The sequence below is a fragment of the Lactococcus formosensis genome (genome assembly GCF_018403745.1).
GTDB classification, from domain to species: domain Bacteria; phylum Bacillota; class Bacilli; order Lactobacillales; family Streptococcaceae; genus Lactococcus; species Lactococcus formosensis.
On the sequence record NZ_BOVP01000008.1, the window covers coordinates 34,386 to 47,629 of the forward strand.

General features: G+C 39.4%; 14 protein-coding genes and 1 riboswitch. Of the genes, 2 read left to right on the plus strand and 12 right to left on the minus strand.

Annotated features, from left to right (window positions below):
- Positions 1–37: 37 nt before the first annotated feature.
- A riboswitch (Lysine riboswitch) is annotated at positions 38–214 on the plus strand.
- A gap of 76 nt (positions 215–290) precedes the next feature.
- Complete coding sequence (locus KJS37_RS08910; RefSeq protein WP_096368944.1) at positions 291–1,754, plus strand: amino acid permease; 1,464 nt, start codon at positions 291–293, stop codon at positions 1,752–1,754.
- 26 nt (positions 1,755–1,780) lie between these two features.
- On the opposite strand, the gene dnaX is transcribed toward KJS37_RS08910, so the two are convergent.
- The 3 genes from dnaX to msrC are packed head-to-tail and all read right to left on the minus strand — an operon-like array spanning position 1,781 to position 4,570.
- Positions 1,781–3,445, minus strand: coding sequence for a DNA polymerase III subunit gamma/tau (gene dnaX / locus KJS37_RS08915; protein ID WP_213496957.1), 1,665 nt, complete (start codon positions 3,443–3,445; stop codon positions 1,781–1,783).
- 12 nt (positions 3,446–3,457) lie between these two features.
- The gene (locus tag KJS37_RS08920) at positions 3,458–4,078 is read right to left on the minus strand and encodes a protein kinase family protein (protein ID WP_213496959.1); all 621 of its coding nucleotides are present in this window, start codon (positions 4,076–4,078) and stop codon (positions 3,458–3,460) included.
- Positions 4,079–4,090: 12 nt separating this feature from the next.
- Positions 4,091–4,570: a free L-methionine (R)-S-oxide reductase MsrC gene (gene msrC, locus KJS37_RS08925; RefSeq protein ID WP_096368941.1), complete on the minus strand. Its 480-nt coding sequence runs from the start codon at positions 4,568–4,570 to the stop codon at positions 4,091–4,093.
- A 149-nt stretch (positions 4,571–4,719) separates the two neighbouring features.
- Between msrC and KJS37_RS08930 the strand changes: the two genes are divergently transcribed.
- Positions 4,720–4,989 carry a chorismate mutase gene (locus KJS37_RS08930; RefSeq protein ID WP_213496961.1) on the plus strand — a complete coding sequence of 90 codons (270 nt, stop codon included), beginning with the start codon at positions 4,720–4,722 and terminating at the stop codon, positions 4,987–4,989.
- On the opposite strand, the gene KJS37_RS08935 is transcribed toward KJS37_RS08930, so the two are convergent.
- From KJS37_RS08935 to KJS37_RS08975, 9 genes are all read right to left on the minus strand, one after another.
- Positions 4,982–5,413 carry a hypothetical protein gene (locus KJS37_RS08935; RefSeq protein WP_213496963.1) on the minus strand — a complete coding sequence of 144 codons (432 nt, stop codon included), beginning with the start codon at positions 5,411–5,413 and terminating at the stop codon, positions 4,982–4,984. The genes KJS37_RS08930 and KJS37_RS08935 overlap by 8 nt on opposite strands.
- 64 nt (positions 5,414–5,477) lie before the next feature.
- Positions 5,478–6,818, minus strand: a complete 1,341-nt coding sequence (glnA, locus tag KJS37_RS08940) for a type I glutamate--ammonia ligase (RefSeq protein ID WP_017369528.1) — start codon at positions 6,816–6,818, stop codon at positions 5,478–5,480.
- A 56-nt stretch (positions 6,819–6,874) separates the two neighbouring features.
- Entirely contained in the window at positions 6,875–7,240 is a 366-nt protein-coding gene (locus KJS37_RS08945; RefSeq protein WP_213496965.1) for a MerR family transcriptional regulator, read from the minus strand.
- Positions 7,241–7,326: 86 nt separating this feature from the next.
- The gene (locus tag KJS37_RS08950; protein ID WP_017369530.1) at positions 7,327–7,761 is read right to left on the minus strand and encodes a low molecular weight protein-tyrosine-phosphatase; all 435 of its coding nucleotides are present in this window, start codon (positions 7,759–7,761) and stop codon (positions 7,327–7,329) included.
- A 104-nt stretch (positions 7,762–7,865) separates the two neighbouring features.
- Positions 7,866–8,864 (minus strand): Holliday junction branch migration DNA helicase RuvB, encoded by a 999-nt coding sequence (gene ruvB / locus KJS37_RS08955; protein ID WP_017369531.1) that lies wholly within the window; start codon positions 8,862–8,864, stop codon positions 7,866–7,868.
- Between the two features lie 37 nt (positions 8,865–8,901).
- Positions 8,902–9,492: a Holliday junction branch migration protein RuvA gene (gene ruvA, locus KJS37_RS08960; RefSeq protein WP_213496967.1), complete on the minus strand. Its 591-nt coding sequence runs from the start codon at positions 9,490–9,492 to the stop codon at positions 8,902–8,904.
- The gene (locus tag KJS37_RS08965; RefSeq protein WP_213496969.1) at positions 9,492–10,454 is read right to left on the minus strand and encodes a glycosyltransferase family 2 protein; all 963 of its coding nucleotides are present in this window, start codon (positions 10,452–10,454) and stop codon (positions 9,492–9,494) included. The genes ruvA and KJS37_RS08965 overlap by 1 nt, the downstream gene beginning before the upstream one ends.
- Positions 10,455–10,474: 20 nt before the next feature.
- Positions 10,475–12,361 (minus strand): DNA mismatch repair endonuclease MutL, encoded by a 1,887-nt coding sequence (gene mutL / locus KJS37_RS08970; RefSeq protein ID WP_213496971.1) that lies wholly within the window; start codon positions 12,359–12,361, stop codon positions 10,475–10,477.
- 170 nt (positions 12,362–12,531) lie between these two features.
- The gene (locus KJS37_RS08975) at positions 12,532–13,185 is read right to left on the minus strand and encodes a hypothetical protein (RefSeq protein ID WP_213496973.1); all 654 of its coding nucleotides are present in this window, start codon (positions 13,183–13,185) and stop codon (positions 12,532–12,534) included.
- Positions 13,186–13,244: the final 59 nt, after the last annotated feature.

Consider the following 13,244-nt stretch of genomic DNA (forward strand, 5'->3'; position numbering starts at 1 on the left):
CCCTCCTAAATTAATCTAAAATATTCATAAATACTTAATAAACGATAGAGGTCGCAACCAATAATAAGCTAAGCAGAGCTAGAGCATGCTGAGAAGTTTAGCCCAGGAGCGGTTGCCGAAAGAAAAGTTATGCTCACTAACTTTTCTTGGTTTAACAGGAAACACCTGTTAAACTGTCGTGATCTAATCCTAGACACGATGCGCTATTCGGATGAAAGATCTTTCTGACGTTTAGCAATCTCTAAGGGATTGCTTTTTGTATTAATATTTATAAATTTAGGAGAGAAGTAATGGATAATACTTCAAATAATGAGGGAACGCCATCCACGCAAGTTAAACGTGGTCTCAAACACCGTCACTTAACAATGATTGCTTTAGGAGGAACGATTGGTACCGGGTTATTTGTTGCATCAGGTGCAACAATTTCTCAAGCTGGACCTCTGGGCGCCTTAGTAGCCTATATCGCTATTGGCCTCATGGTTTTCTTCCTTATGACGTCTTTAGGTGAAATGGCATCTTATCTTCCAGTGTCTGGCTCTTTTGCATCATTTGCCGACCGTTATGTGGATAAAGCTTTTGGTTTCGCGATGGGTTGGAATTATTGGTTTAACTCAGCAATTACTGTGGCGGTTGAGGCTGCTACAGTTGGTGTCATTATGCAATTTTGGTTGCCCCATGTGCCTACATGGATATGGTCAACTATCGTAATTGCGCTTATCCTCTTGGTTAATCTTATTTCAGCTAAGGCTTATGGTGAAGCAGAATTTTGGATGGCGACAATTAAAGTCATCGCTGTTATCGCCTTTATCGTGATTGGTCTCGCAACAATTTTTGGAATTATGAGTTATAAGCCAGATGTGGCACGCAATCTTTCTGCTGGAGGAAATCATGGTTTTGTCGGTGGTATTGGAGGTATGATTGCTGTCTTCATGATTGCAGGCTTCTCTTTCCAAGGTACTGAAATCGTTGGTATTGCAGCCGGTGAATCAGAAAATCCTGAGAAAAATGTTCCCTCAGCGATTAAACAAGTCTTTTGGCGGATTATTATTTTCTATTTCCTCTCAATATTCGTAATCGGTGCCTTGGTTTACTATAAAGACCCAAGTCTTCTCCGTGCAGCAACACAAAGTGATATTACTGTTTCTCCATTTACCTTGGTATTTGAACGTGCTGGCTTAGCTGCTGCTGCATCCGTTATGAATGCGGTCATCTTAACCTCTGTTATTTCATCTGCCAATTCTTGGTTATATGCTGCTTCTCGCATGCTTTTTGGTATGGCAAAAGAGGGGCATGCACCGAAAATCTTCGCTAAAACAAATACAAGCAACGGTGTACCAATTTATGCAATTTTAGCGACTGTTGCCATTGGGCTATTGGCCTTCTTGACAAGTATCTTTGGTACTGAGATTTATTTCTACTTGGTTGCTGCTTCCGGTTTGTCTGGTTTCTTGGCTTGGATTGGAATTGCTATCTGTCATTTCCGCTTCCGCCGTGCTTTTATTAAACAAGGTCATAAACTTTCTGAGTTAGGCTACCATGCCAAATGGTTCCCTATTGGGCCAATCATCGCTCTTATTCTTTCAATCATTATCGTTATCGGGCAAATTACTACCGTAACGATGAATGCGCAAAGCATCATTACGACCTATCTTGCTTTACCTCTCTTCTTGATTTTATATTTCTCTTACAAAATCGTGAAGAAAACAAAACTCATTCCTCTTGAAGAAGTTGATTTAAGCCGTGATATTGATTAAAAAAAAAAACGCCATGAGGCGTTTTTTTAATCGTTTATTACTTTCACTTTTTCTCCAAAAAATTCTTTTGCTTTACTTACAAGAACTTCTTTTTCTTCAGATTCTGGCTCAGATTCGGTATCTTTTGTAACATGTTGTCCTCCTTTTTTGAGGCTTAAAACATACTCTTGACGTAAAGCTTGCCAATCTTGCTCTGCTAAAGCAATAATCTCTGGAGAAAATCCCAATATTGATGACATTAAATTACCAAAAGTTAATTGTAAGTTTTCATTTTCTGTAACGCGCTTTGCTAAATTACCATGAGGAAAAGTAACCACCACAAAATTACTTGAGGCAGCGACAGGTGCTGTATTATTGATTATGGCGCGATCTGAAGGCTTGGTAAAGCTGGAAACTATCTCCGGCCATGCACCAAAAACTGCTTGACGAGCTTCGTTGGTCGCTTCCTTTAGAGCTTTAAAAACTAAATCTTGGTTTACAGTATACTTTTCGGTCACTGCTTTCGTTTTTACTTGTTGCTTGATTTGAACTTCTTGACTGACGGTAGATACTACAGTCTGACTTCCTGTTTCTGCCAGCTTAGCTTTTAGCGCTGCAACTTCTGCTTTTAATGCCTGAAGTTCATCATTTAAACTTTCTGGAACTTCTTTAGCTTCAGCAGAAGGATAAGCCCCTGTATCTACAAGACGCATCGTCATCACATCTGCAGCAATTTTGCTCTGTGTTGTCTCTTTAATAATTTTCAAGGACTCAATTGCAATATTAATCCATTGGTAAAGACGTGGACGTGGGATTTCATTGTTTTCCTTTAAAAGTAAATCGCGGAAATAAGTCAAGAGATCTTCCGTGAAGCGCAACATATTTTTTCCTTCAAGAAAGATTTTCTCTAAGGCATCAAGTGCTGTTGGACCATCTGAAGCTGCCAATGCTGAAACATAAGAGATCAACGCTTCATTAGCAATAGAACCTGTCACCAAGAGAGCATCTTTCTCCGCAAGCTGGCCATCAGAAAAGCTTAAGGCTTGATCCAATAAACTCAGCGCATCACGCATTCCCCCCTCAGCCGATTTTGCAATAACATCAAGTGCCGCATCTTCAAACTCAATCTTCTCGTCAGCTAAAACTTCTGCTAAATGCTGACGAATATCATGCGTTGTAATGGCTTTAAAAGCGAACCTCTGTACACGACTGATAATCGTTGCGGGAATTTTTTGAAGCTCGGTTGTTGCTAAAACAAAGACAACATTATCAGTAGGTTCTTCCAAGGTTTTCAATAAAGCGTTGAATGCTCCCGTTGAAAGCATATGAACCTCATCGATAATATAAACCTTATAAGTTGCGCGACTAGCTGCATAGGTTGATTTATCTCGAATCTCACGAATTTCGTCAACTCCGTTATTTGAAGCAGCATCAAGTTCAATCACATCTTCAAGGCTACCTTGGGTGATAGCCTGACAAATATCACAAGTGTTGCAGGGCTCACCCTCTTTCTGATTAGGACAGTTAATTGCTTTGGCAAAAATTTTTGCCGCGGAAGTTTTTCCTGTCCCACGTGGACCACTAAAAAGATAAGCGTGGGAAATCTGCCCATTAACAATAGCATTCTTTAAGGTTGTAGCCACCACTTCCTGGCCAACCATCTCATCAAATCTTTGACTACGGTATTTTCTATATAAAGCTTGGTAAGCCATTTTTCATTCCTTCTAATAAAGGTCTGGCTCTGCGCCAAGACCGAGCTCTTCATTGATTCGGAAAAGAACATCACGTGCCAGTATGGACTGATCAATATCGGTAGCATTATAATTTTTCATTGCCTTATAAAGAGCCCATACGCGAGCACGGATGACTGTTGCCTTATCAGCTTCAGCGGCAGAGAAAAATATCTTTCTTTGCTTCTCATCAAATATTTCCCATGCGATAGTCAAATCACAAGCAGGATCACCAACTAAGGAAGAGACTGTCTCAGCCACTCCCGAAAATTTATCAGACATTGTCCACACGGTGTCCAAGTTCAAACTTCCATGTAAAACAACTGCAGGCTTTGTCCATGGATTTTTTGAAGCTTTATCCCAGTATAAGCGCAGCCCTTCTATAGGTGCAATTCTTTTCATTTGATCCAACAGTGTCAAAAATTCAGCTTCAATGATCGGCAACATTAAGGGTGGTTCTTCCGCTCCCGTTGCTTCTAATTGGTGCAACTGATACACAAAATTCCCCAAGTCTTGAGCAAATGCTTTAGGCTGAGCCAAAGCATTAAAACCTACAGGTATTGCCTCACGAGTAGCAAATTTATCTGCTATAAAGTTATTTACTGTTTCTTTCATTGTTTACCTCACTCAAAAAAATTTCCAATCCGTCATGTCTGATAAAATCTGGCAGAATTCTTCGAGATATTTTTGATCGACATCATCATAAAAGGAAGTTTCTGAAGCATCCAAATCTAAAACTCCTTTTAATTCACCGTCTTTAATAATCGGTACTACAATTTCTGACAGTGCTCGGCTGTCACAAGAAATATAGTTTTTATGTTCTTTAACATTGTCAACAATCAATGTTTGGCGTTTTTCTGCGGCTTCTCCACATACGCCTGCGCCTAATTTTATTTCGACACAAGAAACACCGCCTTGAAAAGGGCCCAAAATAAGTTGTTCGCCATTGTACAAATAAAATCCTACAAAGACTTGATTAGGTAAGAAGTCATTGAGAAGGGCTGATGCGTTGGAGAGATTTGACAATGTATAGTTTTGTGCTGAAAGTAAACCTTTCAGTTGTAGATTAAGGAGTTCATATCCTTCAATTTTTTCGCTTTTATTCATCTTATAATTATAAACTTAACCCGCAATAGAGTCAATACATGGGGTTAAATTCTCTTTTATTTTCTTTTTGAAATCTCTTTTCCTTTGATTTTCTCTAACTTTTTTATCTAAACATTGTCCTCTATAGGCTTTTGTGTCATAATAAAAATATGACTTTAGAAAAAATTCGTAAAGAAATTGACGCACTCGATGATCACATGATTGACCTATTAATAAGACGCATGACCTTAGTTGAAGAGGTCATCATCGCTAAGGCAGAAGAAAATAGAGATGTCTATGACTCTGGCCGAGAAGCATTTATCCTCGAAAAGATAAAAAAAAGGACCGAGGATCCACAATATACGTCCGCTGTCCAAGCTATCTATAAAGAAATCATGAAACATTCCCGAGAATATCAAGAAAAAAATCGCATTAAATAGCGATTTTTCCTTTCATACTTGAACGCAAGGCCATATATTCTAATTGTGGCAAATCCAAGAGAATAACTTTGCTGCTTTTGATTAAATCCGAGGAAAGCAGTGCATTCAAAAAACCTTTAATTTCTGTCGTTCCTAATTCAAGACACTCTACAAAAATGATATGTTGAGGGGCTTTCATTTGGGCAAGCAACGCCTTAAAATCTTCTTGTTGTAGTGCTGATTCTGGGTCTTGGCGATTAACGACAGTCAAATCTTCCTTCGCAGACAAATATTTGGAAGCAAAGTCCTCAAACAATACACCATCAGAAGCTGATTCCTGCGGTCCAGATACTGCATAGGCTCCTCTCTCCAACATCGCAAGTTTGGCAACCTGTCCATAGTCTATTTTATCTATAATATTTTTTAAATCTTCTTTTATATCCATATCTCTAGTTTAGTCTTTTTAGTATAAAAATTCAAAAAAAGCATCTCAAGGATGCTTCTCGCTTTTAATAAAGTTCTAAATAGTTATCGATTTCCCATTGACTGACAAATTGTGCATAACTCGCCCATTCGATTTTCTTAGCTTCAACAAAGTTAACCAAAACATGTTCACCCAAAGCAGCTGTCACTACTTCATCTTCACGTAATGCTTTCACAGCATTGTGCAAAGTCGAAGGCAAGTCTGTAATACCATGCGCTTTACGCTCACTTTCGGTCATTACATAAATATTCGCTTCAACAGCTTCTGGCGCGGCAATTTTATTTTCAATCCCATCAAGCCCTGATGCAAGGAGAACAGCCATTGTCAAGTAAGGATTGGCTGACGGATCCACTGAGCGAAGTTCCACGCGTGTAGACATTCCACGAGATGCTGGTACGCGAATCAGCGGTGAGCGGTTACGTCCGGCCCAGGCAATGTAAACAGGAGCTTCATATCCAGGTACCAAACGCTTGTAACTGTTGACTGTTGGATTAGTAATAGCTGTGTAGTTATAAGCATGTTGGAGCAAGCCACCAATAAAGTAGTTGGCAGCTTCCGAAAGTCCCATGTCACCCGCTTCATCGTAGAAGGCATTTCGGCCATCTTCTGTAAAGAGCGACATATTACAGTGCATACCAGAACCATTGATACCAAACTTAGGTTTAGCCATAAAGGTTGCGTGTAAACCATGTTTACGTGCGATTGTTTTCACTACAAGTTTAAAGATTTGAATATTATCGCAAGCTTTCAATGCATCTGTATACTTGAAGTCAATCTCATGTTGCCCAACGGCTACTTCATGGTGACTTGCTTCTACTTCAAAACCAAGATCGGTAAGGACATTAACGATTTCGCGACGTGTATTCCCCGCCAAATCAGTTGGTGCAAGATCAAAATATCCACCTTTATCGTTTACTTCCAAGGTTGGTTCTTGATTTTCATCAAGCTTGAAGAGGAAAAACTCAGGCTCTGGACCAAGATTGAATTTTTTGAAGCCTAATTTTTCCATATTTTTCAGATTACGTTTTAATACGCCACGTGGATCTCCTGGGAAAGGTTGACCTTCTGCCGTATACACGTCACAGATTACGCCAGCTACTTTTCCGTATTCGTCTCCCCAAGGGAAGATAATCCATGTGTCCCAATCGGGATAGAGATACATATCTGATTCATTGATACGGACAAAACCTTCAATTGAACTGCCATCAAACATCATCTTGTTGTCAAAAAGTTTGTCTAACTGTTCATCAGTTGCTGGAACTTCTACGTTTTTAAGCGTTCCTAAAATGTCGGTAAACATCAGGCGTAAGAACTTGATATTTTTTTCTTTGACATCACGACGGATGTTTGCTGCTGTGATTCCCATAATACGGCTCCTTTTAAGAATAAACGATGCTTCAATATCTTATATGTAAGTTTTTCTTACATACGCGGCTGATTAAAATGAGTTAATGTTGGATGTCCGAAACGTCCTTGCTGGGCAAATTCACGTTCTAAGGCAAGGTGTACTTCACTAATAGAGAGATTTTTCATTGCTTTCTTCTTCCTTTGAGCATAGATACGCTTAATGTCAGCTATATTATTACCCTCTGAAAGTAAATCAGCAATATCAAAAACAATCTCAATATCGTTAAGAGAATACATCCGGCGATTACCTTCATTACGTTCTGGAAAAAGTAATCCTTGTTCCTCATAATAGCGAATTTGTCTTGCACTCAATCCTGTTAGTTTCATAACAGTACCAATAGGTAGCACTGCTAGGGAGTGTCTCAATTCACGTTCTTTCACCCGTCATCTCCTCAACTTCAACTCTATGGCCATATTATAAACCTAGTTTCATTTCTTGTCAAAGGTTTATGTCACATTATATAACATTAATTGCTGTTATTTTCTAAAATTTTTAAACAGCCTTCTTTTACCAAGCGGTAAGTTTCTTCGAAATCCCCCGTATACCAAGGGTCAGGAACTGATTTATTCAAGAGCATTTTTATTTTATTTTTTTGATCTGCAGGAGCCATTTTTTCTAAATTTTCTTTATTTGATGCATCCATTGCAATAATTTTATCAAAATATTGAAAATCCTCTTGTGAAATCTGTTGACTTCCTTTAGCCGAATCAAATGCAATGCCATGTGCAGTTAAAAGAGAGCGTGTCCCTGGATGGATTGGATTGCCATGTTCCCAACTCGATGTGGCTCTACTTTCCACTTCGAAACTTTTCCCCTCTTTTTCAGCTAAATCCTTCATGACAAACTCAGCCATGGGGCTCCGACAAATATTACCTAAGCAGACGAATACTATTTTTTCCATATCTTCATTATAGCATAGCTATGAGCATAAAAATTACTATATAAGGTAAATTTATTTGAACATGGCCTGAAAGAAAAATAAAAAATACTCCATATAGAGTATTTTTATTTTTCTTGATAAGGATAACCTAGATGTTCATAGGCTTTAGGCGTCGCTTTACGCCCTTGTTTCGTTCTAATGATAAAGCCCTTTTGAATCAGATAAGGTTCATACATATCTTCAACAGTCTCTTGGTCTTCTGCTATATTAACAGCTAATGTCCCTAAACCTACAGGTCCTCCATTATACATTTCAATCATTGTACGTAGAATTTTTTGGTCAATATAGTCAAGACCCGCATTGTCAACATCCAAAATCTGAAGTGCTTTATCTGTGATTTCTTTATCCACACGACCATCACCCATAATTTGCGCAAAATCTCGAACACGCTTCAGTAAGCGATTGGCGATACGCGGTGTACCTCGGCTCCGTAATGCAATCTCAAGTGCACCTTGGTCCACAATCTCTACTTCAAATATATCTGCTGTACGCTTAACAATTTCCTCCAAGTCCCGCTCAGTATAATATTCCATGTGGGCTGAAATTCCAAATCTCGCACGTAGTGGATTTGAAAGCATTCCAGCACGTGTTGTTGCGCCCACTAAAGTAAAGGGCGGCAAGTCCAAGTGCACCGAGCGACTACCATCGCCAGACCCCAGCATGATATCGATATAGAAGTCCTCCATAGCTGAATAAAGAACCTCTTCTACTTGCATAGGCATGCGATGGATTTCATCAATGAAAAGAACATCTCCTGGCTCAAGTTCATTCAAGATAGCAACCAAATCTCCCGGCTTTTCAATTGCTGGACCAGACGTTTGTTTGATGTTTACCCCTAGCTCATTCGAAATAACAAAGGCCATGGTTGTTTTCCCCAAACCAGGAGGACCAAAAAGAAGCACGTGATCCAGCACTTCTTCACGTAGCCTTGCTGCTTTGATAAATATTTCAAGTTGTTCTTTAACCTTGTCTTGACCGATGTATTGATTGAAAAATTGAGGTCGTAAAGACTTTTCAACCATCATTTCATCTTCAAGTGGTGTTGCAGATAAGTTTTCGTTCATTATCTTTATTATAACAAAAATCCGTAGCGTACGGATTTTATTTCATCATTAATTTGAGGGCAGCTTTGATATACTCTTCACTTGTCAATCCAGTTTCAACTTCAAGTTTCTTCTGAATTTTCTTAAGTTCAGTTGCTTTATAGCCTAGGGCTTGCAAAGCTTCAATCGCTTCAATAAGGGCTAGATTTTCATTTTTAGCAGTGGTTTTGACCATTTCAGCTGAAGCTGTAGCATCAAACTTACCAGCTAGATCCAGAACCATCTGCATCGCTGTTTTTTTGCCGACACCTGGGAATTTTGTCAAGTACTTGATATCACTATTGTCAATCGCATGCACAAGACCCACGTTATCATCGGCAGCAATGATTGCTAAGGCAGATTTTGGCCCAATGCCTGATACGCTAATCAAACGTAAAAACAAAGCTTTCTCTGCATCATCCATAAAGCCGTATAAGCTATGTGCATCTTCCCGAATAACTTGATGCACATATATTGTAATCCCTTGATTCATCATATGAGACCAAGCATAGGGGTTTGCCACATTGATGAGATAACCAATATTTGCGACATCAACAACGATATACGTTGGCGTAATTTTAACTAGCTTGCCTTGAAAGTATTCGTACATTATTCCTCATCGCCTTCTGTGTTAATAAAGTCTTGGATAATAAAGCGTGGACGTGCTTTAACTTCAAGGAAAATTTTACCGATATACTCACCAATAATCCCGAGAGCTAAAAGCTGAATCCCACCTAGCCCAATAATGGCAACCATAATTGAAGCCCATCCAGTTGTTGGGAAACCTCCGATGAAATGACGTACTACAACATAAATCCCAGCTACAAAAGCAAGAAGGAACATTATCAATCCAGTCCAAAAAATAAAACGCATCGGTGTTGCTGAAGTGGAAGTGATACCATCAATCGCAAAACTCACCATCTTTTTGAGGGGATACTTGCTTTCCCCTGCAAAGCGTTCCCCACGTTTATAGTAAACATTGGTTGATTTATATCCCACAAGAGGGACCATTCCACGTAAAAAGAGATTTACTTCCTCATACTCAGCCAAACCATTTAAGGCGCGACTGCTCATCAGGCGAAAGTCTGCCGAATTGGGCACAGATTCACTGCCTAATTTCTTCATCAAACCATAAAAAGCCATTGCTGTACGACGTTTAAAGGCCGTATCAGTATCACGATTATCACGTACACCATAAACTACTTCGTAGCCCTTTTCATACTCCTCAAGCATCGCATCAATAGCATTGATATCATCCTGCAAGTCTGCATCCATCGAAATAACAGCATCTGCTAAGTCTTTAACTTGCATCAAACCTGCCAAAAGTGCATTTTGGTGACCTCTGTTACGTGAGAGATTGATACCACTAAACATAGGATTAGCCGCATGTTTTTCTTGAATTTTTTCCCAAGTGCTGTCTCGCGAACCATCATTAACATAAACTACACGGCTTTTTTCATCAATCTTGCCAGCTTTTTTCAAAGCTGCATATTTCTCTTCAAGGCGGCGAGATGTTTCATCAAGTACCAATTCTTCGTTGTAACAAGGGACTACCATGTATAAAGTTGTCATTTTTCTTCTTTTCCTATTTTTTAATTTATATTCTTCCAACTTGCGGCTTTGGAGAGATGAGTTTCTTGACGTCGTCGGAACATTTTTTCTAAATCTCCACCATTAAAATGGACAATCGTCGGACGTCCATGCGCACAAGAGTAAGGATTCTCACAAGTAGCAAGTTCTTTGACTAATGCTCGCGCTGATTCTGCATCAAGGGGATGATTTGCCTTAATTGAGCTCTTACAAGCTACCATTGTCGCCAAGTCGTGTCGATATTTTTTGACCGAGAACTCTTTTGTCAAAAGGATTTCATCAATCATCTCATAAACTGTTTCTTCTAAGTCATTTTCTTGAAGCCAAGTGGGATGTTCTCTCAGAATAAGTTGATTTTCTCCATATTCTTCAAGGAACACCCCCGCCTCTTCCAAAATCGATTTTCGATCTAAAAGCATCAAAAAATCATTCTTTGGAAGACTAAAAATGTATGGAGCCAGCAAAATCTGTTGATCCATGCTGACTTCACCGATTTTATCACGCCAATATTCATATTTTATGCGTTCTTGAGCTGCATGCTGATCGATAATATATAGACCATCCTGCGCTTGACAAAGCAGGTAAGTAGCATGCAGTTGCGCCAGATATTCCAGGTCAGGAAAGGGCTGATTTTCTTCTACTATCTTTGAGCTTCCAATCGGTTGCTTTTCTTCAACCACAACTTCTTCGAAAATAGAGGCTGTGCGGAGTTCTTCTGAAGGTACAACATTCTCCTGAGGTATACTGTACTCCTCATGCACCTGAATTTTATCAACAAAGAAATCCTGACTTACCTTATCATAATAAAGGTTTGTTGATTTGCTCCCACTTGTAACTTCTGGTTGTTCCTCTACTTTCGCGCGCCGGGAATTTAGATTTTCCAATGCATCAGGAATTAAAGTTTGCTCCACAAAAACACTTTGAATTGCCTCCGTAATCAAGCGCATCAGTTCACGCTCTTTTGATAAGCGTACTTCTTGTTTCGTCGGGTGCACATTAACATCGGCTAATTGCGGATCAATCTTAATGGAAAGCACAGCAATAGGGAAACGCCCTACCATCAATCGGTTTCCATAACCTTCGAGGATTGCACGGTTCAACAAGAAATTTTTGATAAAGCGTCCATTTATCATCAAAGTGATGTAATTACGGTTTGCACGTGTTAGCTCAGGTAGACTCACATATCCCGAAAGCGTAAAATCTAAATCTTCCGCTTCTACTTTTAACATTTTTTTAGCAGTCGGAAGGCCATACACACTTGCAATAACTTGCCGTAGGTCACCATTCCCCGCCGTCTTCATCAGCTCCCTACCTTCATTAATCAGTGTAAAAGAAATCTCAGGGTGAGCCATACTTTGACGATTAATGACATCCGTGATATGGCTAAGTTCCGCTTGCAAAGAGCGAATATATTTTAAGCGTGCCGGCGTATTGTAGAAAAGGTTTTGTACAGTAACTTTCGTTCCTTCTCTTTGGGCAATTGCTTCTAATGTGTCCACTTTTCCACCATGACTAATCAAACGCGTGCCTGACTCTTCATCTGTCACACTCGTCTCAATAGAAAATTCACTAACTGAAGCAATCGAAGGCATCGCTTCACCCCGAAAGCCGAGAGTACGGATTTTAAACAAATCCGCTTTGTTTCTTATTTTACTGGTTGCATGCCGCTTCAAAGACTTAGCAACATCTTCTTTTTCAATCCCCGTTCCATTGTCAATCACTTCAATGAGTCGTAAGCCACTCTCTTGAATTTTTACAACGATTCGTGTCGCACCAGCATCAATTGAGTTTTCTACTAATTCTTTTACAACGCTAGCAGGCCGTTCTACCACTTCACCAGCTGCTATCTGATTAGCAAGTGATTCATCAAGTTCGATTATTTTTCCCACTTATTCAGACCTCCGCATCAAGCGACTGTTTCTCTTTTTCATAGTCAGTACTTATTATAGCATATTTTCAAGAGACAAATTTGAAAGCTGAAGAGCTTCTTGACAACAAAGAGAACCTCTCCTGAAATACACCGGAGAGGCCTCTCATATTATCACTTCATCAATCTATTTTAATACTGAAGCTGATCCATGTTACTAAATATAGCTGCACCAAGAATCATAAAGAAAAGTAAAAGCAGTACGATGACTATTGCGCCAATGATAAAAGCAACTAGACCTGCACGATTCCAGCCATCCATAACCTTACGGAACTCTTCTTCATCACGGTAGTGATTGTCTGGATTTTGTAGGGCCCAACGTTCCCCATTGATACCGAAAACAATAGCCCATACAATACCAAAAATCCAGCCAAGCCAGGGAATGAACACCAGTAAACTGAGTAAACCTAAATAAGAACGATTAGCTATACCAAAGAAGACAGGCATAGCCATTGCACCCCAGTTCCATTTTGGATTTATTCCTGATTTGACACGGTTATCTGCCAAAAATGGCTCGTCTGCATAATTATGTTGAGAAACTTTAGGTTCTTCTGTTACCTCTTTTTCAGAAATAAAATCATCATTTATTTCTGAAAAAGGTACTTCAGTCTTTTCTTCCGTTGTAGCTTCTATGACTTCCACTGGCGTATCTTCAGGGCTCTCTGTTTCGGCCACTACAAGAGTTTCTTCTGTTACTTCAGGAGCAATGTCAGCTGCCCCTTCTTCCATATTTTCAACTTCGGGGATTTCCGGTGTTTCTACGATTTTATCTTTATCTTCCGCCATAGACTCTCCTTTTAACACTTCTTTATTTATTCACTTTATTCTAACAATTTTACTATTAA

Excerpts from the sequence above, each read along its gene's own strand:
- KJS37_RS08965 (WP_213496969.1), bottom strand. The coding sequence starts at position 10,454 with ATGACAACTTTATACATGGTAGTCCCTTGTTACAACGAAGAATTGGTA.
- KJS37_RS08950 (WP_017369530.1), bottom strand. The coding sequence starts at position 7,761 with ATGGAAAAAATAGTATTCGTCTGCTTAGGTAATATTTGTCGGAGCCCC.
- ruvB (WP_017369531.1), bottom strand. The coding sequence starts at position 8,864 with ATGAACGAAAACTTATCTGCAACACCACTTGAAGATGAAATGATGGTT.
- KJS37_RS08910 (WP_096368944.1), top strand. The coding sequence starts at position 291 with ATGGATAATACTTCAAATAATGAGGGAACGCCATCCACGCAAGTTAAA.
- ruvA (WP_213496967.1), bottom strand. The coding sequence starts at position 9,492 with ATGTACGAATACTTTCAAGGCAAGCTAGTTAAAATTACGCCAACGTAT.
- glnA (WP_017369528.1), bottom strand. The coding sequence starts at position 6,818 with ATGGGAATCACAGCAGCAAACATCCGTCGTGATGTCAAAGAAAAAAAT.
- dnaX (WP_213496957.1), bottom strand. The coding sequence starts at position 3,445 with ATGGCTTACCAAGCTTTATATAGAAAATACCGTAGTCAAAGATTTGAT.
- KJS37_RS08935 (WP_213496963.1), bottom strand. The coding sequence starts at position 5,413 with ATGGATATAAAAGAAGATTTAAAAAATATTATAGATAAAATAGACTAT.
- KJS37_RS08920 (WP_213496959.1), bottom strand. The coding sequence starts at position 4,078 with ATGAAAGAAACAGTAAATAACTTTATAGCAGATAAATTTGCTACTCGT.
- KJS37_RS08975 (WP_213496973.1), bottom strand. The coding sequence starts at position 13,185 with ATGGCGGAAGATAAAGATAAAATCGTAGAAACACCGGAAATCCCCGAA.
- KJS37_RS08930 (WP_213496961.1), top strand. The coding sequence starts at position 4,720 with ATGACTTTAGAAAAAATTCGTAAAGAAATTGACGCACTCGATGATCAC.
- msrC (WP_096368941.1), bottom strand. The coding sequence starts at position 4,570 with ATGAATAAAAGCGAAAAAATTGAAGGATATGAACTCCTTAATCTACAA.